The following is a 21,810-nucleotide window of genomic DNA, read 5'->3' as shown; positions in this document are numbered from 1 at the left end:
GAATGCTTTTACCTGTGGGAGCGAGCCTGCTCGCGAAGCTTTTAGCGATCTTTAAAGCGCTGCAAATACTCGACATGCTCGCGGTGCGCGACGTCCTGCACCACCGGCCGCAATCTCACCTTCACTCCCGGCAGACATTGCGCCAATCGTGCCAGCGCCAGCGGCGTCAACGCGCCCAGGCGCGGGTATCCGCCAATGGTCTGGCGATCGTTGAGCAACACGATCGGTTGGCCATCGGGCGGCACCTGCACCGCGCCCAACGGAATCCCCTCGGAGATCATCGGCGCGCCCTGATATTGCAACGCCGAGCCGAGCAGGCGGATGCCCATGCGGTCGGCGCGACTGTCGATGGTCCAGGCGCTGTTGAACACATCGAACAGGCTCTGCCCGCTGAACTGGCCGATCTGTGCGCCGAGCACCAAGTCCAAAGGCGCGTGCGTTTTGAAATCCGGCCGCAGCGCCGAAGGCATTTCCCGTACTGCCAACGCTTCGCCGCTGTAACCGAGCACCGCCCCTTTGGCGAGCGGAAGGCCCATGCCATCAAGCCCGCCCAATTCTTCGCGCACCACCGTGGCACTGCTGCCCAGCACCTTAGGCGCAGTAAACCCACCGGGGGCCGCCAGATAAGCTCTAGCGCCAAGCAACGGCTGGGTAAATCGCAATGTCTGGCCTTTCGCCAATTTGAAACTGCGCCACGGCGCCAGCGGCTGGCCGTCGATCTGCGCGCCGAGATCCGCTCCCGCCAGCGCCAGCAGGCAATCCTCTTCAGCCACAACAGCAAACCCGCCGAGGGTGATTTCAACCACTGCTGCATCCAGCTCATTGCCGAGCAGCCAATTGGCCCAGCTCATCGAACACCAATCCGCCGCGCCGCCTTGAGTCACGCCCAGATGCCGCACGCCAAACCGCCCGGCATCCTGCAACAGGCACAGCGGTGTGCTGGCTTCGATCGTCAATCGACTCATGCCAACGCCTCCAGTGGTGTGTCATCGCCGCCCAAGCGTATGAATTCGGCGTGATCGACGGCATCGAAGCGCACCGTGTCGCCCGGTTGCATCAGGCTGTAGCCGTCGCGATGGCGATCAAACAGTTGCGCCGGGGTGCGCCCGATCAGGTTCCAGCCACCGGGCGAGACCACCGGATAGGCAGCGGTCTGCCGCTCGGCGATACCGACGCTGCCAGCGGCGACTTTCTTGCGCGGTGTGTTCAAGCGCGGCGCGGCGAGCATTTCTTCGACCAGGCCCATGAAGGCAAAACCCGGCGCAAAGCCCAACGCGAACACCTGATATTCCCGTGCGCTGTGGCGACGAATCACCTCCTCCACCGCGAGACCGCTGCGTTCAGCCAGCAGGCTCAGTTCCGGGCCGACACTCAAGTCGTACCAGACCGGCAAGACGTGGCACTGCCCGGCACGGCGCGCATTCGGCGACAGATCGACCAGCGCTTCGGCGATCAAGTCACGCGCCTGAGCAGGACTCAACAGCGTCAGGTCGTAATGCACCATCAACGTCGTATAGGACGGCACCAGATCGATCAGCCGGGCGCCAAACACCGTGCGCAAACGCTCGCTGGCGGCGAGCAGCCACGGCATGTTGGCTTCGGCGATGTCATCGAACAGACGCAGCATCAGGCAGTCGAGCGCCACCACTTCAATCCGTGGGTTCATGACGCACTCGACTGCTGCAAGGCTTGGCGAATGCGCTGCACCGCAGCCACGGAACTGGCGTTGTCGCCGTGTACACACAATGTATTGGCGCGCAGGATCAAGGTGCTGCCATCGCTGGCGGTGAGCGCGCCGCCATCGGCGATGGTCAGCGCTTGCTCGATGATTTTTTCGGCATCGTGATGCACGGCGCCCGGCAATTGCCGGGAGACCAGCCGGCCGGCGCTGTCGTAGGCACGGTCGGCGAACGCTTCAAACCACAGCGTTACGCCGTATTCATCGCCAATTTGCTGCGCCGCAGCGTTGTCTCGGGTCGCCATCAACATCAGCGGCAGATTGCGATCATAAGCGGCCACGGCCTGCACCACCGCACGCAATTGCGCCGGGTTGGCCATCATGTCGTTGTACATCGCGCCGTGGGGTTTGGCGTAGCTCACGCGTCCGCCCTGCGCCTTGCAGATGCCGTCGAGGGCACCGATCTGGTAATGCAGGATGTCTTGCAGCTCTTGCGCGGAATAGGCCATGGAACGTCGGCCGAATCCGACCAGATCCTGATAGGCCGGGTGCGCGCCAATCTGCACGCCGTGTTCGAGCGCCAGCGCCACGGTTTTGCGCATGATGCTCGGGTCGCCGGCATGGAAACCACAGGCAACGTTGGCGCAATCGATGAAGGGCATGACTTCGGCGTCCAGACCCATGGTCCAGCTGCCGAAGCTCTCGCCAATGTCGCAATTCAATAGCAGGCGGCTCACGGTGAACACTCCTGTAGCTGCTGGTCTTTTTATCTGTAGGAGACTTCTGCGCAGGGTATCAGTTACTGCGCGTCGAGTTGCTTGCCACGGGTTTCCGGCAGGCTCAGCGCCGCCAGAATCACCACGCCATAGGAGACCGCCGCGAAGGCGCCGATGCCCATGCTCAATGGCACTTTCTGGCTGAGCAGGCCGATCAACAGCGGGAACAACGCCGCCAGCGCGCGGCCGATGTTGTAGCAGAAACCCTGGCCCGAGCCGCGTATCCGCGTAGGGAACAATTCGGTGAGAAACGCGCCCATGCCGCTGAAAATCCCCGAGGCGAAGAAGCCCAGCGGAAAGCCCAGCCAGAGCATCACGCCATTGCTGACCGGCATCTGCGTGTAGAGCAGAACGATGGTGAACGAGCCGACGGCAAACAAAATGAAGTTCTTTTTCCGCCCCAGCAGGTCGGTCAGATACGCGCTGATCACATAACCGACATAGGAACCGACGATCACCATCGCCAGATAACCACCGGTGCCAAGCACGCTCAAACCGCGCTCGTTCTTGAGGAAAGTCGGCAGCCAGGAGGTAATCGCGTAGTAGCCGCCCAGCGCACCGGTGGTCAGCAACGAAGCGCGAAATGTGGTGAAGAGCATTCCCGGTGCGAAGATCTCGTAGAACTTCGCCGGGTTTTCCGGAGTTTGCGCGGCTTTGGCTTCGCGATATATCTCCGGATCTTTCACCAGGCGACGGACAAAAATCACGAATATCGCCGGCACGATGCCAAGGATGAACAGCGCGCGCCAGGCATCTTCCGCTGGCAACACCGAAAACAGCAGCGCGTACAGAATCGCCGTCAGGCCCCAACCCAGCGCCCAGCCGGATTGCACCATGCCCACCGCTTTGCCGCGATCCTTGGCGCGGATCACTTCACCGATCAACACTGCGCCAGCGGTCCATTCACCGCCGAAACCGAAGCCCATCAGGGTGCGGGCGATCAACAATTGTTCGTAGTTTTGCGCGAAGCCGCAGAGGAAGGTGAAGAAGGCGAACCACAGCACCGTCAGTTGCAGGGTGCGCACGCGGCCGATGCGGTCGGAGAGGATCCCGGCGACCCAACCGCCGATCGCCGAGGCGATCAGGGTGCTGGTGTGAATCAGTCCCGCTTCGCCCGTAGTGATGCCCCACATCGCGATCAGCGTCGGCACGACGAAGCTGAGCATCTGTGTGTCCATACCGTCCAGACCGTAGCCGATCTTGCAGCTCCAGAACGTGCGACGCTCCTGCTGGTTGATGTTGCGGTACCAGTCGAAAGGTCCGGGGCGAGCCGCAGGCTTGGATAAAGGGAGGGTATCGGGAGCACTCATGGCAAATCTCCGCAGGGCTTTTATTGGTCTTGTTCGAAGCTCCGACGACGCCTATCGTGGGAACCGGATGCGTCGATTTTTCGTCGCCCTGCCCTGCGCCGTCCAACGAATAAAAACCCGCCTTAGGCATAAGAAAAATTTGTCACTCGAGCCTTGTCCATGAATCTGAAGTTTCTCGAGACCTTTGTCTGGGTCGCGCGCCTGAAGAGTTTTCGCCTGACCGCTGACAAGCTGTTCACCACCCAGGCATCGATTTCCAGCCGCATTGCGGTGCTCGAAGGCGAGCTGGGCGTAAAGCTGTTTTTGCGCGACTCACGCGGCGTCAGCCTGACCCCGGAAGGCCTGAAAGTGCTCGACTATGCCGAGCAGATGCTCGACACCATGGCGGCGCTGAAGCAGTCGATCGAGACCCGTTCGAGCAAGGTCGGCCGGGTGCGTATCGGCGTGATGGACACAGTGATCCATACCTGGCTGAGCCCGCTGGTGGCGCAGATGACCGATCTGTACCCACGCGTGGAAATCGAATTGGTCGCGGATACCGCGCTGAACCTCTGCGATCAACTGCAAAAAGGCTTCCTTGATCTGGTTCTGCAAACCGATCTGGTCCGTCACGAAAGCGTGCGCAGCCTCGAGCTGGCAAGCCATCCGCTGGGCTGGATCGTCGCCAGCAATTCGATCTACAACCGCGACTACGCCGACCTCGCCGAACTGGCGCAGGAGCGGATCATCACCTATTCGAAAAACTCACGACCGCATCAGGATATCGTCGCGCTGATGCAGGCCAGCGGCGTCATGGCGCCACGCTTGAATTGCGTGAACTCGGTGTCGGCGATCACCCGGTTGTTGCGCGACGGCTTCGGTATCGGCGCGCTGCCGCCGGTGCTGGTGACCGAGGAGCTGGCACGGGGCGAATTGATCTTGCTCGACATCGAGCAGCGGCCGGCGAATCTGCCGGTGGTGGTGTCGTGGCGGGTCGGGGTTGAGTGGGTCGAGGAGATCGTGACGTTGTGTCAGCAGGTCCTGGCGGGGTATGCGCACAAGGTCGGCAAGGACTACATCACCCTTACTGAATGATTACGTGGCGAGGGGATTTATCCCCGCTCGGCTGCGCAGCAGTCGTGATTGCGGCCAACGCGGTCTTTCAGTGCAGGTTTTGGGGCTGCTGCGCAGCCCAACGGGGATAAATCCCCTCGCCACAGAACTCATTCATCACAGAACCCACTCGCCACGGAACTCATTCGCCACAGAACCCACTCCCCCCATGCCATAAGGCCTCTCTTGCCAGAGGGGATTGTGCAAGTCTTACAAACCGCGCACATCGCGATCTTCGATCGGTCGGCTCTGGCGCAGGCGGCGGCCGCCGAGCACCACCCAGTCGATCAGGCGGAACAGGCATTCGATGCCGAACGACAGCAGCAACGCGCCGCTCATGCCCCAGATCATCGCCTCTGGCGTCAGCAGGATCTGGTAGCTGTAGCCGTTCCAGGTTTCCTTGCGAATATCCGGATCGGCGGCCAGCACCACTTGCAGGAAGCGCACATACCACGGGCCTTGCATCGCCTGGAATTGCTTGTCCAGCGCGACCTGGCGGGTGAGCAAGGTGTTCAGGCTGTCGGCATCGCTGCGAAAAATCGGGTCTTCGCTGGCACGGTAATGTGCGACCAGCGCCTGCATATCGCCTTTGAAAAACTGATCCGCCGTGCCCTGGAAACCACGCAGACCGGTCTGCGCTTCGATCAGGTGCGCTTCGACACGCTGGGCGTAATCGTTGATGAACCCCGGCACCTGGACACCGATCAACAGGCCCGCCGCAAACAACACCAGCCGTAGATAACTGAGCAACATGGATGCAAATCCTTATTCGGTCTTGCCCTGGCTGACGCATTCGCCGCGTCGCCACAGGCTCCATTGGCCCGGTTCGTAACGGGTCCAGGTTTCGTTTTCGGTCAAAGGCTCGGTGGCAATCACCGTGACCACGTCGTTGGGCGTGGTTTCGGCCTGGAAGTCGACGATCACATCGACATCCTTGAGCCGCGCCGGGCCGAACGGGGCGCGGCGGGTGATCTGGGCGAGTTTGGTCGAGCAATAACAGAACAGCCAGTCACCGTCGCTGAGCAGGCAATTGAACACGCCTTTGCTGCGATATTCGGCGCACGCTGCGACCAGATCCGGCAGCAGCACTTCGATATCGACCGGCTCGGGGAAGGCTGCGCGTACCCGGTTGAGCAAATCGCAGAACGCCGCTTCGCTGTCGGTATCGCCGACCGGTCGGTAGAAACTCTTGATCGCAGTGAAGTCAGCGAGCTGGCCGTTGTGCGCGAAACACCAGTTGCGCCCCCACAGTTCGCGGACGAACGGGTGGGTGTTGGACAGGCAGACCTTGCCGACGTTGGCCTGGCGAATATGGCCGATGACCACTTCGCTCTTGATCGGATAACGCTGCACCAGGTTCGCAACTTCCGACTCGCTGCTCGCTGCCGGGTCCTGAAACAGACGCAGGCCCCGCCCTTCGTAGAAGGCAATGCCCCAGCCGTCGCGGTGCGGGCCGGTGCGTCCGCCACGCTGCATCAGGCCGGTGAAGCTGAACACGATGTCGGTCGGCACGTTGGCACTCATGCCCAGTAATTCACACATGTGCGGACTCTCGGGTTACAGACGCGGCTCGACCCGCATGCGCTGCGGATTGTTCGGTACTGGCGGGCGACCGTAGCGGTCGTCACCGGCGCCACCGAACGGTTGATCATCGTCGCGCTCTTCGGCACGGGCGGCGGCCTTGGCTGCCTCGGCGCGTTCACGCCGTGCTACCGAGGCACGCTCGATCGGCAGGCGGATCAAGACGAAAACCAGATACACCCCGAAGGCGATCATGCCGTACATGAACAGATCGGAAACCGCGCGCCAGGCGTTGTTGCCGACCTTGAACAGCATGTCCAGGGCGGTGATGGCGATGGCCGGTGCAACTTTGGCTTTCACCGGATCGACGATGGTCGGGCTGAACAGCAACACCGCCATCAGCACACGCAGCGGCTCGCGCAGCCAACGCCACATCCAGGTGGTCAGGCGCATCCATACCAGCAGGCAGCCCACGGCGGCAAAGGCGTAAAGGCCCCAGGCGATCAGATAGTCGTTCTCGGTCATGGTGTCCATGGCAAGGCAGGCAAATAGGCGCTTATAGTAACGACTTTTCGCCCATGCGGCTTGTCCCAATACCAGACGGCCAGCAGCCGCCCCTGTGGGAGCGAGCCTGCTCGCGAATACGGACTGTCAGTTGCAACAGCGTTGCCTGACACACCGCTTTCGCGAGCAGGCTCGCTCCCACACGGGCTGCGGCGCTTTCAAGACCTGCGAACAACCCAATTCCGAATATTGTCCGAGAGCCTTCCATGCCCCAATCCGCCAATGTCATGACTGCCCCGATTGCCCAGCGGGCGCCCGGCGCCGACCCGTATGCCTGGCTGCAGGAACGCGATACCGACGCGGTGCTCGACTACCTCAAGGCTGAAAACGCTTATCAGGAAGCGCAAATCGCCGATCAGGCCGAGCTGCGCGAAAGCCTGTTCAACGAAATCAAGGGGCGGATTCTCGAGACTGATCTGTCCCTGCCCTCGCCCTGGGGCCCCTACCTTTATTACACGCGCACCACCGCCGGTGACGAATATGCCCGGCACTACCGCTGCCCGCGCCCGGCGGACGACAGCCTGACCCTCGATGAAAGCCGCGAGCAACTATTGCTCGACCCGAATGCGCTGGCCAACGGCGGTTTCTTCTCGCTCGGTGCTTTCAGCATCAGCCCCGATCACCAGCGCCTGGCCTACAGCGTCGATACCTCGGGCGACGAGATCTACACGCTGTTCGTCAAGGAGCTGTCCAACGACAAGGTCAGCGAACTGGAATTCGAGGACTGCGACGGCAGCATGACCTGGGCCAACGACAGCCTGACCCTGTTTTTCGGTGTGCTCGACGACACCCATCGCCCGCACAAACTGTTCCGCTATCGCCTTGATGGCACTGCCGCCGAAGAGGTTTTTCACGAGCCGGACGGGCGTTTCTTCCTGCATTGCTACCGCGCCAGCTCCGAACAGCAATTGCTGCTGTCGCTGGGCAGCAAGACCACCAGTGAAGTCTGGGCGCTGGACGCCAACCAACCGCACCTGCCGTTCAGCTGCCTGGCGCCACGGGTCGAAGATCACGAATACGACGTCGACCACGGCCTGCTCGATGGCGTCTGGACATGGTTTATCCGTACCAACCGCGACGGCATCAACTTCGCCCTGTATCAGGCCCCGGACACTGGCGTGCCGCCGAGCGAGGCCGACTGGCAGAACCTGATCCCGCACAACGAAGAAGTGATGCTCGACGGTGTCAGCCTCAACACCGAGGCGATGACTTTGAGTCTGCGCGAAGGTGGCCTGCCGATCATCGAGGTTCACCCGCAGGGCTCGGCGCCGTATCGCGTGCAATTGCCCGATGCGGCCTACAGCCTCCACGTGCAAAACAGCTTGGAATTCGAGAGCGACCGCATTCGCTTGCGCTACGAAGCATTGAATCGCCCGGCCCAGGTGCGCCAGTTGATTCTTGCCAGCGGCGAGCAAACGGTGCTCAAGGAAACCCCGGTACTCGGCCAATTTGATGCCGACGCCTATGTCAGCCAACGCCTGTGGGCCACCGCCCCGGACGGCACGCAGGTGCCGATCAGTCTGGTGATGAAGCGCGAAATGGTCGGTAAACCGGTGCCGCTGTATCTGTATGGTTATGGCGCTTACGGCTCCAGCCTCGATCCGTGGTTTTCTCACGCCCGCCTGAGTCTGCTCGATCGCGGCATGGCCTTCGCCATTGCCCACGTACGCGGCGGCGGCGAGCTGGGCGAAGCCTGGTATCGCGCCGGCAAGCAGGAACACAAACACAACACCTTCAGCGACTTCATCGCTTGCGCTGAGTTTCTGATCCTCAACGGCATCACCACGGCGGAAAAACTGGCGATCAGCGGCGGCAGCGCCGGTGGCCTGCTGATCGGCGCGGTGCTCAACCAGCGCCCGGACCTGTTCGGCGTGGCGATTGCCGAAGTGCCGTTCGTCGACGTGCTCAACACCATGCTCGACCCCGATCTGCCGCTGACCGTCACCGAATACGACGAATGGGGCAACCCGCAAGAACCGGACGTCTATGATCGGATCAAGGCTTACGCACCGTACGAAAACGTCACCGCGCAGGCTTATCCGCCACTGCTGGTGATCGCCGGCTACAACGACAGCCGCGTGCAGTACTGGGAAGCGGCCAAGTGGGTAGCAAAATTGCGCGCAACCAAGACCGACGACAATGTGCTGCTGCTCAAGACCGAACTGGGCGCCGGGCATGGCGGTATGAGCGGGCGCTATCAGGGATTACGTGACGTAGCGCTCGAATATGCATTTGTGTTCAAGGTTTTGCAGATTGCCTGAGGAACTCTGTGGGTGGCTTGGGTCTTACAGCAGACCCTTGTGGCGAGGGGATTTATCCCCGTTGGGCTGCGAAGCGGCCCCAAAACCTGCAAACTCAGTATTCCTGAAGCACCGAGTTGGCAGGATTTGCGACTGCTGCGCAGCCGAGCGGGGATAAATCCCCTCGCCACAAAAGCCCATTCCTACGGGATCCGTGTATAGCCTTGAAATGTGATAACAAAAAGACCGCATCGACATGTCTGAACCGACCTTTCTGAACAACGAGATCCGCGACTGGCTGATGGACTGTGGCCTGTTCGATCAATTGCAGCTGGCCGACTTCGCGGCCGCCTCCGGCTATTTCAGCATTAGCACCGTGGCTGAAGGCGAGGCGATTTTTCGCGAGGGTGATGCCGGCAGTTTCATGTGCATCATCCACACCGGCCAGGTCGCCGTGCAGAAAACCGGCGCTGACGGCCAGGTCATCACCATGGCCACCCTGCGCAGCGGCCGGGCCTTCGGTGAAATGGCCGTGCTTGATGGCGAGCGCCGCTCGGCCACGTGTATCGCGGCGAGCAACTGTCAGTTGCTCAACCTGGGCAAGGACTCGCTGGAAAAAATGCTCAACGACGCACCAAAAATCGCCGCAAAGATCATCCGCGCCCTCGCCGTCTCGCTGTCCAAACGCCTGCGCATGGCCGACGGCCAACTCGCCGCGCAACAGGTTTAACCGCCGGGGGATTTGACCTTGTTGCCGTTCGGCTCGATGCCCGGCACCGGTTGATCCTTGCTCGGCGGGCTGGGCATTTCGATCGGTACCAGCGGTGGGCTGCCGCTGCCGGCGCCCGACTTGGGCAGGGTGATCGGGGTGATCTGCGGATACGGCGTCGGCGTCGCGGTGCCGGGCGAGCCGGGCTGCGGCGTCGGGCTGACCGGAACGCTCTGCTGGGCCTGCACTGCAGTAATCGCGAGCGCGGCCAGGGTAATGACCGTTAGAATGGTGCGCTTCATCAAGGGCTCCGTTTGGCCTTTAGTCTGTGCTCAGGCTACTCCCAACGCGCCTGCTTGCCTTCCCCCCTTTAGAGATTTCCATGAAACGTTTCGTTCTGCTCGACACCACCCCGATCCCTGAAAACGGCGGTGCCCTGTGCCTGTTCGAGTATGGCGAGGATTTCGTCATCAAGATCCAGGGCGGCGACGGCGGACAGTTGATGAACACGCGCATGCACGGTTCCGAGGACGCACTGGCAGAAATTCCCTGCCGCAAGGTCGCCGGCCGGTCGAATTCGCGGGTGTTGATCGGTGGCCTGGGTATGGGTTTCACCCTCGCCTCGGCACTCAAGCATCTGGGCAAGTCCGCCGAAGTGGTGGTCGCTGAGCTGGTGCCCGGCGTGGTCGAGTGGAATCACGGCCCGCTCGGGGAGAAATCCGGTAGGCCATTGCTCGACCCGCGCACGGTGATCCGTCAGGAAGATGTGGCCAACGTGCTGCAAAGCGAGCCGAACGGTTTCGATGCGATCATGCTTGACGTCGACAACGGCCCCGAAGGCCTGACTCAAAAGGCCAACAGCTGGCTGTATTCCGCCGCAGGTCTGAATGCCTGCGCCAAGGCGCTGCGCCCCAAAGGTGTGCTCGCGGTATGGTCGGCCAGCGCCGACCGACAGTTTTCCGACAAATTGAAGAAGGCCGGTTTCAAGGCCGAAGAAGTCCAGGTCTTCGCCCACGGCAACAAGGGCACCCGTCACACGATCTGGATTGCCGAGAAGCTCAAGGGCTGAGCTAAACTGCGCATAACCGTCATCAGTCTTTCTGCAAAGGTGAACCCATGAGTTCGTCCACCCCCACCAACACGTCGAAGCTGGACCGCATCCTCGCCGACAACCAGCGCGACAAGGAAATGGGCTACCGCGACAAAGCCCTGAAGATGTACCCACACGTCTGCGGCCGCTGCGCCCGTGAGTTTTCCGGCAAGCGCCTGAGCGAACTGACTGTGCATCACCGCGACCACAACCACGACAACAACCCGCAGGACGGCTCGAACTGGGAGCTGTTGTGCCTGTATTGCCACGACAACGAGCACTCGCGTTACACCGATCAGCAGTATTTCGGCGACGGCTCGCTGAGCACCCCGAAGATCGCCAAGGCCACGCATAACCCGTTTGCGGCCCTGGCTGGCCTGATGAAAAAGAAGATTGAAGATCTTCATCGCCTGAGCTGGCCCTTTCGCGAGCAGGCTCGCTCCCACAGTTGAAATGCGTTCCCCTGTGGGAGCGAGCCTGCTCGCGAAGGCGGCCGGCCAGGCACCACAAATCTCGAATCTGCCCGCCCTCCCCCAATCCCCGTATAATCGCCCTCTTTTTCCCGAAGGCACCCCGCTCGTGGCAGACAAACGGTACAGCTGCATTGGTTTGTATAACCCCAAATCACCGGAGAACGTCGGCTCGGTGATGCGCGCCGCAGGCTGTTACGGCGTGGCGTCGGTGTTCTACACCGGCAAGCGTTATGAACGCGCCGCCGACTTCGTCACCGACACCAAGCGCGTGCACTACGACATCCCGTTGATCGGCATCGACGACCTGAAAAAAATCCTTCCGCTCAACTGCGTGCCCGTCGCGGTAGAGCTGGTCGAAGGCGCACGGCCGCTGCCGGAATACACCCACCCCGACCGCGCCCTCTACATCTTCGGCCCGGAAGACGGCTCGCTGGATAAAGAGATTCGCGACTGGTGCGAAGACGTCGTGTACATCCCCACCACCGGCTGCATGAATCTCGCCGCCACGGTCAACGTCGTGCTCTACGACCGCATGGCCAAGGGCCTGAACACGCGCTCCGGGCCGAAATTCCGCTGAAGCGTCGCACATTCGATGGAACAAGCTGACCGCCATGGCAGTCAGCTTATCTATCAATCGCACCCTGCCTGGAGATAGATCATGAGCGAGCTCAAACGCGTAGAACGCATCGAATCCACCCCGTTCCAGTCGCCTTCGCACAAGAATGTGCATGGCTGGGAGCGCGTCGGCTCGTTGACCGGCGGCGTGCTGATGGTCGGCAAGGGCCTGCGCCGTGGCGGCGTATTCGGCCTGCTGCAAGTGGCGCTCGGCGGCATGGCCGTAGCCCGTGGCATCACCGGACACTGCTCGGCGAAAAGCCTGTTGGAAAAAGGCCGTCAGGACATGAGCAACGTGCGGGCGAAGATCGAACGCGCCGGGGAAGAACTGAGCAAGTTGAAGACCAATGCCGAAGTGGCTACTGAAACAGCCACTGTGACCGGCAATGATTCGCTGACCTCGCCGAAGGCTGGCGTCTGAGGCTTTAAAGCAAAAGATCGCAGCCTGCGGCAGCTCCTACACGAAATCACGTTTTCCATTGTAGGAGCTGCCGAAGGCTGCGATCTCTTGATCTTTACGGATTCAACAACCCACCACCTCATCAACCCGCGCGAAAAATCAGATGATCTTCCCAGTCATCCTCCGGCACGCTGCCTTCGGCGAGCATGCGCCCGGACTGGGAAATCCGCTCATGGTGCACCGCGTCGCGGTCGCCACACACCAGGTGATGCCATAACGGCAGATCCTTGCCCTCGCTGACCAGACGATAACCACAGGTCGGCGGCAGCCACTTGAATTCTTCCGCCTGACCCGGCGTGAGCTGAATGCAGTCCGGGACAAACTTGATCCGGTTCGGATAATCGCTGCACTGGCAGGTTTTCAGATCCAGCAGTTTGCAGGCGATGCGCGTGTAATAGACGCTGTTGTCTTCTTCGTCCTCGAGCTTTTGCAGGCAGCACAGACCGCAGCCATCGCACAGCGATTCCCATTCCTCATGATCGAGTTGATCGAGGGTTTTGCGTTTCCAGAACGGTTCGACTATGGCGGCCATGGCTCAAGCATCAACATCAAGGTGGTGAAAAGGCCGCCAGTCTAGTGCCAGCGGGCGCGGGGGCCAAGCGCTGGCGACTGCCGGTAAATCCGCTTGTCCGCACCAGCGCCGCCCGCTGAGCAAACTGGTGGCTACACTTTGAAACCAAAGTGGGAGCGAGCCTGCTCGCGAAAGCGCTGTGTCAGACACGCTGTTGTCGACTGACACGCCCTCTTCGCGAGCAGGCTCGCTCCCACAGTGAAATCGGTGGAGAGTCAGTAACCGCGGGTGAAATCCACCTCGCCGCGCAAAGCTTCACCTGCCTCATACGCTTTCAGGTTCTGCACAAACAAATCCACCATCAGCGCCGGCGAGGTCGGTGCCGAACTGTGCCCGGTCAGCAACAAGCCCCATGCGGTCCAGAATGGATGGCGTTGCGGCAATGGCTCCTGACGGCAAACGTCGATCACCGCGCCGGCCAGATGCCCTTCCTTCAAGGCTTCTACCAGATCGGCATCGACCACTGCGACGCCACGCCCAGCGTTGATGAACAATCCGGTCGGCTTGAATTGCTTGAACAGCGCCGCGTCGTAGATATCGTGGGTGTGTTCGGTGTTCGGCAGCAGATTGACCACGTAATCCACTTCGCCCACCAGACGCGGAAGATCGGCCAGCGCGCCGACTTCGACAAATGGTGCCTGTTCGCGGGCACTGCTGGCGATGCCGTACAGCTCGACGCCGAACGGCCGCAGAAACTGCGCAACGCTCTGGCCGATGTCACCGGTGCCAACGATCAGCACCTTGCGCCCGACCAGACTCTGGCCGCTGCGGTTGTCCCACTTGCGCTCGACCTGGCTGACCAGCCGCGCCAGCACTTCGCGCTCGTGGCCGAGGATGTAGGTCAAAACATATTCGGCCATGACCTGACCGAAGATTCCCACGGCGCGGGTCAGGCGATAGTCGCGGCGCAGGCCGTCGGCGAGCAGCGGCGTGATGCCGGCCCAGGTCGATTGCAGCCATTGCGGTTGATGGCCCTGGCGCAGCAAGGTCGCCAGCAGATCCGGCTGGCCCAGCCACACCGGGCAATCGGCGGCCTGACGCGCCAGTTCGGCGGAGTCGCCGCTGGTCAGGATTTCAAGCTCGGGCAGCGCCTGACGCAGCAGGCGGGCGTATATCGCGTAGTCGTGTTCGGCAATCAGAACGCGCATCTTCAAACCTTTCGCAAACCGTGCAGACAGCCGCCGGGGTCGGGCCGGCCATCGCGGTAAAAACAGTTCCAGGGTTAACCGAGGCCCAGAACAGGGCCTCGCGGGTCAGACCGGGTCGTTGCGTCGCAGCAACTCTTCGGGCAAGTGCTCGATGTACTCGTCCTCGGCCGGTGGCATTTGCAGGTGATAGCCCTGCTTGTCGAGGTTTTCCAGAACCACGGTGATGTCTTCGCTGGCCAGCTTGCGCTCGGGCGACAGCACCAGATCGAAGGAATGCTTCGCTTTGCCAAAAGCCGTCATCAGCGCTTCCGGCACGCGCTCGAGCGCATCGCTCTTGAGCACGTAGAGATACATGCCGCTGCGCTTGGAGCTTTGGTAGATGGAGCAAATACGTTTCAAGGCTGTTCTCCGGCGGTGGCCAAGCTGTCGAGCAGCTTCTGGCCGAGCAATTCGCGGCGCCAGCCACGCAGCGAATCGGGCAATTGGTAAGGCCCCTCGGGGAAGCCGCTTTTGACCAGGGCTTCGAGGGTTTTCTTGCGCAGCATCAGTTCCGGGGCAATACCCAAGCGTTCGGCCTCGGCCTGACCCAGCGCGCGCAGTTGTTTGATCAACGCAGCGGCTTCGATCGGCAACGGCTCCGGCACTGCCGGCGGCCATTGATCTGGCCCCACACTGCCAGAGCGCTTGATCAGATCAAGCAGAAACTGACCGTCCTGACGTACGGTACGCGGGTGCATGTCTTCAATCTTGCCCAGCGCCGCGAGGTTATCCGGCTGCGTGCGGGCCAAGGGCCACAGCGAGTGTTCACGGACGATGCGGTTGCGCGGCAGGTCGCGGGCGCGGGCTTCTTTTTCGCGCCAGGCGCACAGCTCACGCAGCACGGCGAGTTGTGCACGGGACAACTTCCACGCCAGTTTCGCCTCGCGATACACCTCGTAAGGATCAGTTTCGCGGCGCAGGTTGGCGACCAGTTCGGCGCCATCCTCCAGCACCCAGGCGAACTTGTCGTCGGACAGCTTGGGCCGCAACTCGACGAACACCTCGGCCAGATGCACGGCATCTTCGGCGGCATAGCTGATCTGGGTTTCGGACAGCGGGCGCTGCAACCAGTCGGAACGGGTTTCGCCCTTTGGCAGGTCGATGCCGAGCACCTCCTGCACCAGACGCGAGTAGCCCATCGAAAAGCCGAGGTTCAGGTAAGCGGCGGCCAGTTGCGTGTCGAACAGAGGCGCCGGCAGGCTGCCGGTCAGGCGCAACAGTACTTCGAGGTCTTCGCTGCAGGCGTGCAGGACTTTCAGCACCGCCGGGTTTTCCAGCAACTCGGCCAGCGGTTGCCAGGCGTTGATGGTCAGCGGGTCGATCAGGTAGGCGCGTTTGCCGTCGCCGATCTGCAACAGGCCGGCAATCGGGTAGAAGGTGTCGACCCGCATGAATTCGGTGTCGAGGGCAACGAACGGCAGCTGCTGCCACTCGGCGCAAAACTGCGCGAGGCTTTCGTTGTCGCGAATCCAGTGAATATCGATAGCCACACGGCTCTCCCTTGAAGAATGGCGCGCAGTATATATCGCCACCGACGATTTACGCGCCTTTGAAGGGCAAGAGCTGTAAGGAAATGTCTTGCCTGTCAGCAAGAATAGTCTGACAGCAGAAACAGAAAGGCCCGTCGCATTGGCGCGACGGGCAGGAAACGCTTCACTGCTTTGCCAACACGCCGTCGATCACCGCGCCACGACAGCCGGCAAACATGTCCAAGGCAGGTTGATAGACGCTGCTGCGCACTTCCAGCAGGCCGAGCATCGAGTGGAACAGATTGTCCTGGCTAAGCGGCTTGTCCCGGCTCAGTTGCAGGCAATGGGTGTCGACCGAATAGGCCTTCTGATAGCTGTCAGAGAACCACGCCAGCATCGCTACATGCTTCTGTTGCTCGGGCGCCAGCATATAAGGCGTGCCGTGCAGAAACAGGTTGTACTCGCCCAGCGATTCGCCGTGGTCCGACAGATAGAGCATGGCGGTGTCGACTTTGTCCTGATTGCTGCGCAGCACATCGATCAGGCTCGCCAGCACATGGTCGGTGTAGACCAAGGTGTTGTCGTAACCGTTTACGATACTTTCGCGGCTGCAATTGTTCAGCGCGTTACTTTCACAGACCGGAGTGAAGTGTTCGTACTCCTTGGGATACCGCTTGAAGTAGTCCGGGCCGTGACTGCCCATCTGGTGCAGAACCAGGACGGTGTCCTTGTCCAAGTGATCGATAAAACTTTGCAGCCCTTGCAGGAGGATTTCATCGCGACATTCGCTGTTGGCGCACAACGCCGGGTCTTGAAACTTGCTGACATCCTGCACCGTGACGCGGTCGCAAGTGCCTTTGCAGCCGGACTGGTTATCGCGCCAGATCACATCAATGCCGGCGCGCTTGAGTACGTCGAGCAAGCCCTCCTCATTCCTGGCCTTGCTGGCGTTGTAATCCTTGCGGCCCATGTTGGAGAACATGCACGGTACCGAGACAGCCGTTTCCGTGCCGCAGGAATGCACATCAGTGAAAGCGATCAGGCCAGCCTCTTTGTCCAGTTGCGGGGTGGTGTCTCGGTCGTAACCGAGAATGCCGAAGTTCTGCGCCCGCGCACTTTCCCCTACCACCAGCACGGTGAGGGATTTGCGTGGCTGTAGCTGCAAGTCGGGGTTGCGCTGGGCATCTTCGCCGATCTTGATGAACGGCTGCTGCGCCGAGACAACTTGCTCTTGCAGATAACCAATGGATGCGCCGATGTAATTGCTCGGCACCAGCATCAGGCGAATTTCGTGGTGATTGCGAAACAGCGACGACAAACCTTGATAGTTGGCCAATGCCACAACGCCGATCACCGCCGCCGAGGCAACACTGACAATAACTTTGCTGAACAACTCGCGATGCCAGCGCCGATAATTGACCGGTACTTTCCACAACAACAAACACGGCAAAACACCCAGCAAGAGAATATAAGCGAACAACTTCAACGAAAGCAGATCACGCACTTCCGTCGCGTTGGTCTCGGCAAAGTTGCGCAACATGCCCGCATCAATCATGACGCCATATTGGCTCATGAAATAAGCCACGCCGGCGCTGACTAAAAACAAAAGAGTCAAAAGTGGTTTAAGCAGTGGCCGGAACGCGAATATCGTCAGCACGATATTGAACGCGGCAAGGATCATCACGCCGAACGCCACGCGCATGGCGATGCCCTTGCCATCGGCGGCGGTGATCTCGAACAGGTGTTGCCAAAGCACCAGATTGAAACCGAGCAACAAAAAGGCGCTGGCAAACAACGTCACCCATTCCGGGCGCACGGCTTTTAACTTCAACATGATGAGTGACTGTTCCTGAAAGAAGAGCCTCGTCGATTGTGAAAAATTCATTCACCGAGGCATGCCAAACTTTAGGCAGGCATGGATCAATTTTTCGTGAAAAAGATGCTAATGATTAGTTGCCTCGGAGTACGAACGTGAAAGTTTGCGAGTATTTGAGAATGGTTCAGGGTTTATTCAGTTTCAGGCACTTCACAATGTCCTCTGTGGGAGCGAGCCTGCTCGCGAAAGCGCAATGTCAGCAAATGAATGTTTGTCTGGAGGAACGAATTCGCGAGCAGGCTCGCTCCCACATCGGGACAGGGGTGTTATCGAGTTTTTAGGTCTGGCCCGGGGTTTTCTGATTTGCCGATGCGCGCGCCGCGACGCCTAATCATCAGCCTCCCCACTCAAAGGCCTGCTGATGAATCACTCCCGCCCCGCCGCTTGGCTGATACTCGCGATCATTCTTGTTGCACTTAATCTGCGCCCCTCAATGGCAGCCATCGGGCCGCTGCTGTCGGCGATCCGTAGCGATATACCGTTGAGCTTCACGCTTGCCTCTTTGCTGACGATGCTGCCGGTCATGGCCATGGGGCTGGCGATGTTCTTCGGCCTGCGCATCAGCCAGCGTCTGGGCGAACAACGCACGGTGCTGCTGTCGCTGCTTGTCATCGGGCTGGCGAACGTGTCACGGCTGTTTATCGATTCTGCGGTCGAGCTGATCGTCAGCGCGATACTGGCCGGTATTGGCATAGCCCTGATTCAGGCATTGATGCCGGCGCTGATCAAGACGCGCTTTGCTGACAACGTGGCGTTGTGCATGGGCATCTACGTGACTTCGATCATGGGCGGCGCCGCGATTGCCGCATCGTTCGCGCCGCTGGTGATGGTGGAGACCGGCAGTTGGCGCATCGGGCTGGCCATCTGGGCGGCGTTGGCATTGGTCGCGTTGCTGGTCTGGTGCTTGCAGCCCGCGCAAGCCCTACCAAGGGTGACCCAGCGGGAATCTTTCATCACGCGCCGTCGCGCCTGGTTGCTGGCGATTTTCTTTGGCCTCGGTACGGCGTCCTACACCTGTGTCCTCGCCTGGCTTGCCCCGTATTACGTGGAAAAAGGCTGGAGTGAACAGAACGCCGGGTTGATGTTGGGTTTTCTTACAGCGATGGAGGTCATTTCCGGGCTGGTAGTGCCGGCGATCGCCAATCGCAGTCGTGATAGGCGTGGGATATTGGCGGTTCTGCTGTTGCTGATCATCGGCGGTTTCTGCGGGCTGATTCTCGCCCCGCTAACTCTGGCCCTGTTATGGCCTTGTCTGTTGGGGTTGGGGATTGGCGGTCTGTTTCCGATGAGCCTGATCGTCGCGCTGGATCACTGCGACGAGCCGCAGCGCGCCGGTGGCCTGACCGCGTTTGTACAGGGGATCGGTTATCTGATCGCAGGACTGTCGCCGCTGTTGGCAGGGATCATTCGTGATCGGCTGGGCAGTTTCGAAGGCGCGTGGTGGGCGCTGACTGCAGTAGTGGTGCTCATGCTGCTGATGGTTGTGCGCTTCAACCCTCGCGACTACACACGTCACTTGCCCTGCCCGGGCTAGAGGCCTCTGGCCATCTTTTGCGCACGAGATTGGCAACGTCGTGTTGCTAAAAGTTTCTGTCCCACATGTGTCCGTGAAATGTCCTACGAGGGTTTCTCCTGGCACCATCGTTCCGTTAGGATCGTACGCACACGTTTGCGCGAATTCTGCGCAAGGGGCACAGCGAGACGGAACTCATGCTGAACAGTAATTTGCTTCGCAAGCTCGATATGCAGGACTTGATGGTATTCGTCGCCGTGTACGAGCAGAGCAGTGTCACCGATGTCTCGGAAACCCTGTTCGTCAGCCAGTCCACCGTCAGTTATTGCCTGAAGAAACTGCGCACCAGTTTCGAAGACGAGTTATTCGTTAACACCCGCACTGGCATGCGTCCGACCTATAAGGCCTGCAGCATGTACGGCCATGTGCAGAAGATTCTCGAAAGCATCAACCTCTGTCATGCCGGCGCCCCGGCCTTCGACCCGAGCCGGCAGGCGGTGACTTTCAACATCTGCGCCCCGGAATACTTCGAGCAATTGATTCTGCCGCGTCTGTTGAAGCGCTTCGACTTCGATGACTTACCGGTGATGGTCAACATGCACAAATTCGAAACCGACGTTCCGGCCGAAGAGTTGCGCGACGGCAGCCTCGATCTGGTGATCAGTTTCGGCCCGCACTTTCACCGCCAGCATGCGGATCTGAAATCACGGATGTTGCTGGAAGATGACCTGGTCTGCGTCTTCGACAAACGCGCCACACCACTCGAACCGCGCCTGAGCCTGCAAGCATTCACCGAACGTCGGCATGTGTTTCCAACGCCGTGGACTTCAAGCACCAACATGGTCGACGGCTGGCTCGCACGGCAAGCGCAAAAACGTCAGATTGTCGCGCGATCGAACAGCTACAGCGCCGCGTTGAAGATGATCACCGGCACCGATTTCATCCTCACCCTGCCCCGGCGTATCCAGCGTCTGCTGACCAACGACGCGGTGTTCAACCACTGCGAAGCGCCCAACGGCCTGCCGGGTTTCACCCTCGACATGCAGTGGAGCCAGAACGCCGATCAGGACAGCGCCAACGTCTGGCTGCGCGAGCAGGTGATTCAGGTGTGCAGCGAGCTGGAAAACGCCTGAACGTCAGATGCCGATGGCGGCTTTGCTGTACGACTCGCGATCGATGTCGAGCAGTTCGACGCACAGTTGCACTTCGAGCCCGGCCGGCCATTCGCAGAGTTCCTGCAACACTGCCAGCAGACTTTGCGAGAGCTGCTTCTTGATCTCTGCCGAGCGCCCGCTGAGCAAGGCCAGTTTCACATGGACGAAGGCACGCTCGCCCTGCGCCGTGCCGACCTTGAAGTTGTCGATCTTGATCGCGCGGCTCTTGATATCGAACTCCGCGCCGAACTGACCGGAACCGACCAGCGTGTTGTTGAGCCGGATCAGGGCGATGTCAGCGTTCAACTGCGTCAGGTTGGCGGTGTATTCCATGTGCAGGTGTGGCATTGCGGATCTCCAGTCGGCGGATGCGGGGGCGTACATATACCACAATCACACAGCGTCATTTGTGGGAGCGAGCCTGCTCGCGAAAGCGTCCTTTCAGGTTGCACACCCGCGCCTGCTGAACCGCTTCGCGAGCAGGCTCGCTCCCACAGGGATACGTGGCATCTGTTAGATCTGAATAAGCGGCCGTTCACTCATGAATGCTTCCAGCCGCGAGCGCAGCCAGCGTTCGGCAGGGTCGCTGTCGACGTGGCTGAGCCAGACCATCGACAGGTCCAGTGTTGGCGTCTTGAACGGGAACGGTTCCTGGAACAGCGCCCCGGACGCCGCCATCGCCGCTGCGGTGTAATCCGGCAGGCTGGCGATCAGGTCGGTGCCGGCCAGCAAAGCCGGCAGTGCGCTGTATTGCGGCACCGACAACACCACCTGCCGCGTGCGGCCCAGTTCCGCCAGCCACTCATCGGCGTAACCGCTAACATTGGCCGTGTGTGACACCAGCACATGCGGGCGGGCGCAATATTCGTCGAGGGTCAGCGGCGTATCAGAGGCATCGGCGCGCAGGATGCTTGGCTGGATATGCCGCAGCAGTTTGCGTTTGGCGTTGGCCGGCAGGCCACGGGTCTGGCTGATGCCGACGGTGATATCGCCGGCAGCGAGCAGGTCGGGAATGCGCCAGTAATCGACATGCTGCACCACGAACACCACGCTCGGCGCCTCTTGGCGCAACGCGCGCAACAGCGGCGGCAGCAGGCCGAATTCGACGTCGTCGGACAGGCCGATGCGAAAGGTCATGGTGCTCGTCGCGGGATCGAAATCGCGGGTCAGGCTCAGCGCCGCCGACAGTGAATCCAGTGCCGGTTTGAGATGGCGGTAAATATCTTCAGCGCGGGCCGTCGGCTCCATGCGATGGCCGACGCGGATGAACAGCGGATCGTTGAGCATCGTGCGCAAACGGTTGAGCGCCGAGCTGATGGTCGGCTGGCCGAGGAACAGTTTCTCCGCCGCGCGGGTCACGTTGCGTTCGAGCATCAGGGTCTCGAACACCACCATCAGGTTGATGTCGGCCTTGCGTAGTTCATTGCGGTTCATCCTTTGCCCCTGCTCCCCGGAATAGCGGCAGTGTAGAAAGGCCCAAGAACCGCGTCTATGGGCCGCTGCGCCGAACAG

The 21,810-nt window shown here is 60.7% G+C and carries 24 protein-coding genes; 9 read left to right on the top strand and 15 right to left on the bottom strand.

What is annotated here, in order from left to right; translation table 11 throughout:
• Positions 1-41: 41 nt before the first annotated feature.
• The 4 genes from AB4N41_RS15680 to AB4N41_RS15665 form a co-directional block, all read right to left on the bottom strand.
• On the bottom strand, positions 42-965 hold the full coding sequence (locus AB4N41_RS15680; protein ID WP_252877659.1) for a 5-oxoprolinase subunit C family protein: 924 nt from the start codon (positions 963-965) through the stop codon (positions 42-44).
• On the bottom strand, positions 962-1,666 hold the full coding sequence (locus AB4N41_RS15675; protein WP_252877658.1) for a 5-oxoprolinase subunit B family protein: 705 nt from the start codon (positions 1,664-1,666) through the stop codon (positions 962-964). The genes AB4N41_RS15680 and AB4N41_RS15675 overlap by 4 nt, the downstream gene beginning before the upstream one ends.
• A complete protein-coding gene (locus AB4N41_RS15670) occupies positions 1,663-2,415 on the bottom strand; it encodes a 5-oxoprolinase subunit PxpA (protein ID WP_252877657.1) in 753 nt (250 codons plus the stop codon). Before AB4N41_RS15670 ends, AB4N41_RS15675 begins: the two co-directional genes overlap by 4 nt.
• A 62-nt stretch (positions 2,416-2,477) precedes the next feature.
• Positions 2,478-3,764 (bottom strand): MFS transporter, encoded by a 1,287-nt coding sequence (locus AB4N41_RS15665; protein ID WP_016771221.1) that lies wholly within the window; start codon positions 3,762-3,764, stop codon positions 2,478-2,480.
• 159 nt (positions 3,765-3,923) lie between these two features.
• On the opposite strand from AB4N41_RS15665, the gene AB4N41_RS15660 reads away from it, so the two are divergent.
• Positions 3,924-4,838, top strand: coding sequence for a LysR family transcriptional regulator (locus AB4N41_RS15660; RefSeq protein ID WP_095180652.1), 915 nt, complete (start codon positions 3,924-3,926; stop codon positions 4,836-4,838).
• Between the two features lie 228 nt (positions 4,839-5,066).
• On the opposite strand, the gene AB4N41_RS15655 is transcribed toward AB4N41_RS15660, so the two are convergent.
• The 3 genes from AB4N41_RS15655 to AB4N41_RS15645 are packed head-to-tail and all read right to left on the bottom strand — an operon-like array spanning position 5,067 to position 6,911.
• Positions 5,067-5,609 (bottom strand): DUF2937 family protein, encoded by a 543-nt coding sequence (locus AB4N41_RS15655; protein WP_016771223.1) that lies wholly within the window; start codon positions 5,607-5,609, stop codon positions 5,067-5,069.
• 12 nt (positions 5,610-5,621) lie between these two features.
• Entirely contained in the window at positions 5,622-6,398 is a 777-nt protein-coding gene (locus AB4N41_RS15650) for a class II glutamine amidotransferase (RefSeq protein WP_041478844.1), read from the bottom strand.
• Positions 6,399-6,413: 15 nt separating this feature from the next.
• Positions 6,414-6,911 (bottom strand): hypothetical protein, encoded by a 498-nt coding sequence (locus tag AB4N41_RS15645; protein ID WP_056783588.1) that lies wholly within the window; start codon positions 6,909-6,911, stop codon positions 6,414-6,416.
• Between the two features lie 236 nt (positions 6,912-7,147).
• Between AB4N41_RS15645 and AB4N41_RS15640 the strand changes: the two genes are divergently transcribed.
• Together AB4N41_RS15640 and AB4N41_RS15635 are read left to right on the top strand one after the other, a co-directional pair.
• Positions 7,148-9,202, top strand: a complete 2,055-nt coding sequence (locus tag AB4N41_RS15640; RefSeq protein WP_252877656.1) for a S9 family peptidase — start codon at positions 7,148-7,150, stop codon at positions 9,200-9,202.
• A gap of 235 nt (positions 9,203-9,437) precedes the next feature.
• A complete protein-coding gene (locus AB4N41_RS15635; protein WP_016771227.1) occupies positions 9,438-9,911 on the top strand; it encodes a cyclic nucleotide-binding domain-containing protein in 474 nt (157 codons plus the stop codon).
• On the opposite strand, the gene AB4N41_RS15630 is transcribed toward AB4N41_RS15635, so the two are convergent.
• Positions 9,908-10,192 (bottom strand): hypothetical protein, encoded by a 285-nt coding sequence (locus AB4N41_RS15630; protein WP_016771228.1) that lies wholly within the window; start codon positions 10,190-10,192, stop codon positions 9,908-9,910. The genes AB4N41_RS15635 and AB4N41_RS15630 overlap by 4 nt on opposite strands.
• An 80-nt stretch (positions 10,193-10,272) precedes the next feature.
• Here AB4N41_RS15630 and AB4N41_RS15625 point away from each other — a divergent pair, with 80 nt between their 5' ends.
• The 4 genes from AB4N41_RS15625 (at position 10,273) to AB4N41_RS15610 (ending at position 12,489) form a co-directional block, all read left to right on the top strand.
• On the top strand, positions 10,273-10,959 hold the full coding sequence (locus AB4N41_RS15625; RefSeq protein ID WP_252877655.1) for a spermidine synthase: 687 nt from the start codon (positions 10,273-10,275) through the stop codon (positions 10,957-10,959).
• 47 nt (positions 10,960-11,006) lie between these two features.
• Entirely contained in the window at positions 11,007-11,432 is a 426-nt protein-coding gene (locus AB4N41_RS15620; RefSeq protein WP_460060184.1) for a YajD family HNH nuclease, read from the top strand.
• A gap of 127 nt (positions 11,433-11,559) precedes the next feature.
• A complete protein-coding gene (locus AB4N41_RS15615; RefSeq protein WP_007911337.1) occupies positions 11,560-12,030 on the top strand; it encodes an RNA methyltransferase in 471 nt (156 codons plus the stop codon).
• Positions 12,031-12,111: 81 nt separating this feature from the next.
• Positions 12,112-12,489, top strand: coding sequence for a YgaP family membrane protein (locus tag AB4N41_RS15610; RefSeq protein ID WP_252877654.1), 378 nt, complete (start codon positions 12,112-12,114; stop codon positions 12,487-12,489).
• Between the two features lie 121 nt (positions 12,490-12,610).
• Here the strand turns inward: AB4N41_RS15610 and AB4N41_RS15605 are convergent, their stop codons facing one another.
• The 5 genes from AB4N41_RS15605 to AB4N41_RS15585 form a co-directional block, all read right to left on the bottom strand.
• Complete coding sequence (locus AB4N41_RS15605; RefSeq protein ID WP_016771232.1) at positions 12,611-13,060, bottom strand: YcgN family cysteine cluster protein; 450 nt, start codon at positions 13,058-13,060, stop codon at positions 12,611-12,613.
• Positions 13,061-13,314: 254 nt separating this feature from the next.
• Positions 13,315-14,247 (bottom strand): D-2-hydroxyacid dehydrogenase, encoded by a 933-nt coding sequence (locus AB4N41_RS15600; protein WP_041478849.1) that lies wholly within the window; start codon positions 14,245-14,247, stop codon positions 13,315-13,317.
• A gap of 105 nt (positions 14,248-14,352) precedes the next feature.
• On the bottom strand, positions 14,353-14,646 hold the full coding sequence (locus tag AB4N41_RS15595) for a YcgL domain-containing protein (protein ID WP_041478850.1): 294 nt from the start codon (positions 14,644-14,646) through the stop codon (positions 14,353-14,355).
• A complete protein-coding gene (gene rnd / locus AB4N41_RS15590) occupies positions 14,643-15,776 on the bottom strand; it encodes a ribonuclease D (protein ID WP_056783576.1) in 1,134 nt (377 codons plus the stop codon). The genes AB4N41_RS15595 and rnd overlap by 4 nt, the downstream gene beginning before the upstream one ends.
• Positions 15,777-15,939: 163 nt before the next feature.
• Positions 15,940-17,589, bottom strand: coding sequence for a phosphoethanolamine transferase (locus AB4N41_RS15585; RefSeq protein ID WP_252877652.1), 1,650 nt, complete (start codon positions 17,587-17,589; stop codon positions 15,940-15,942).
• Positions 17,590-17,992: 403 nt separating this feature from the next.
• Between AB4N41_RS15585 and AB4N41_RS15580 the strand changes: the two genes are divergently transcribed.
• Both AB4N41_RS15580 and AB4N41_RS15575 read left to right on the top strand, forming a co-directional pair.
• Positions 17,993-19,165 carry a cyanate transporter gene (locus AB4N41_RS15580; RefSeq protein WP_252877651.1) on the top strand — a complete coding sequence of 391 codons (1,173 nt, stop codon included), beginning with the start codon at positions 17,993-17,995 and terminating at the stop codon, positions 19,163-19,165.
• A 176-nt stretch (positions 19,166-19,341) separates the two neighbouring features.
• Positions 19,342-20,277, top strand: a complete 936-nt coding sequence (locus AB4N41_RS15575; protein WP_150742405.1) for a LysR family transcriptional regulator — start codon at positions 19,342-19,344, stop codon at positions 20,275-20,277.
• A 3-nt stretch (positions 20,278-20,280) separates the two neighbouring features.
• Here the strand turns inward: AB4N41_RS15575 and AB4N41_RS15570 are convergent, their stop codons facing one another.
• Together AB4N41_RS15570 and AB4N41_RS15565 are read right to left on the bottom strand one after the other, a co-directional pair.
• Positions 20,281-20,646, bottom strand: a complete 366-nt coding sequence (locus AB4N41_RS15570) for a 5-carboxymethyl-2-hydroxymuconate Delta-isomerase (protein WP_041478855.1) — start codon at positions 20,644-20,646, stop codon at positions 20,281-20,283.
• Positions 20,647-20,811: 165 nt separating this feature from the next.
• Positions 20,812-21,732 carry a LysR substrate-binding domain-containing protein gene (locus tag AB4N41_RS15565; RefSeq protein ID WP_056783563.1) on the bottom strand — a complete coding sequence of 307 codons (921 nt, stop codon included), beginning with the start codon at positions 21,730-21,732 and terminating at the stop codon, positions 20,812-20,814.
• Positions 21,733-21,810: the final 78 nt, after the last annotated feature.

Source organism: Pseudomonas sp. S2_A10 (assembly GCF_054668465.1).
The sequence above is the reverse complement of the archived record's forward strand: the minus strand, read 5'-3'. Positions and strand labels throughout refer to the sequence as shown.

What these genes read in the sequence shown, in the direction of transcription:
- AB4N41_RS15680 (WP_252877659.1), bottom strand. Translation starts at nt 965, where the DNA reads ATGAGTCGATTGACGATCGAAGCCAGCACACCGCTGTGCCTGTTGCAG.
- AB4N41_RS15675 (WP_252877658.1), bottom strand. Translation starts at nt 1,666, where the DNA reads ATGAACCCACGGATTGAAGTGGTGGCGCTCGACTGCCTGATGCTGCGT.
- AB4N41_RS15665 (WP_016771221.1), bottom strand. Translation starts at nt 3,764, where the DNA reads ATGAGTGCTCCCGATACCCTCCCTTTATCCAAGCCTGCGGCTCGCCCC.
- AB4N41_RS15660 (WP_095180652.1), top strand. Translation starts at nt 3,924, where the DNA reads ATGAATCTGAAGTTTCTCGAGACCTTTGTCTGGGTCGCGCGCCTGAAG.
- AB4N41_RS15655 (WP_016771223.1), bottom strand. Translation starts at nt 5,609, where the DNA reads ATGTTGCTCAGTTATCTACGGCTGGTGTTGTTTGCGGCGGGCCTGTTG.
- AB4N41_RS15650 (WP_041478844.1), bottom strand. Translation starts at nt 6,398, where the DNA reads ATGTGTGAATTACTGGGCATGAGTGCCAACGTGCCGACCGACATCGTG.
- AB4N41_RS15645 (WP_056783588.1), bottom strand. Translation starts at nt 6,911, where the DNA reads ATGGACACCATGACCGAGAACGACTATCTGATCGCCTGGGGCCTTTAC.
- AB4N41_RS15640 (WP_252877656.1), top strand. Translation starts at nt 7,148, where the DNA reads ATGCCCCAATCCGCCAATGTCATGACTGCCCCGATTGCCCAGCGGGCG.
- AB4N41_RS15635 (WP_016771227.1), top strand. Translation starts at nt 9,438, where the DNA reads ATGTCTGAACCGACCTTTCTGAACAACGAGATCCGCGACTGGCTGATG.
- AB4N41_RS15630 (WP_016771228.1), bottom strand. Translation starts at nt 10,192, where the DNA reads ATGAAGCGCACCATTCTAACGGTCATTACCCTGGCCGCGCTCGCGATT.
- AB4N41_RS15625 (WP_252877655.1), top strand. Translation starts at nt 10,273, where the DNA reads ATGAAACGTTTCGTTCTGCTCGACACCACCCCGATCCCTGAAAACGGC.
- AB4N41_RS15620 (WP_460060184.1), top strand. Translation starts at nt 11,007, where the DNA reads ATGAGTTCGTCCACCCCCACCAACACGTCGAAGCTGGACCGCATCCTC.
- AB4N41_RS15610 (WP_252877654.1), top strand. Translation starts at nt 12,112, where the DNA reads ATGAGCGAGCTCAAACGCGTAGAACGCATCGAATCCACCCCGTTCCAG.
- AB4N41_RS15605 (WP_016771232.1), bottom strand. Translation starts at nt 13,060, where the DNA reads ATGGCCGCCATAGTCGAACCGTTCTGGAAACGCAAAACCCTCGATCAA.
- AB4N41_RS15600 (WP_041478849.1), bottom strand. Translation starts at nt 14,247, where the DNA reads ATGCGCGTTCTGATTGCCGAACACGACTACGCGATATACGCCCGCCTG.
- AB4N41_RS15585 (WP_252877652.1), bottom strand. Translation starts at nt 17,589, where the DNA reads ATGTTGAAGTTAAAAGCCGTGCGCCCGGAATGGGTGACGTTGTTTGCC.
- AB4N41_RS15580 (WP_252877651.1), top strand. Translation starts at nt 17,993, where the DNA reads ATGAATCACTCCCGCCCCGCCGCTTGGCTGATACTCGCGATCATTCTT.
- AB4N41_RS15575 (WP_150742405.1), top strand. Translation starts at nt 19,342, where the DNA reads ATGCTGAACAGTAATTTGCTTCGCAAGCTCGATATGCAGGACTTGATG.
- AB4N41_RS15570 (WP_041478855.1), bottom strand. Translation starts at nt 20,646, where the DNA reads ATGCCACACCTGCACATGGAATACACCGCCAACCTGACGCAGTTGAAC.
- AB4N41_RS15565 (WP_056783563.1), bottom strand. Translation starts at nt 21,732, where the DNA reads ATGAACCGCAATGAACTACGCAAGGCCGACATCAACCTGATGGTGGTG.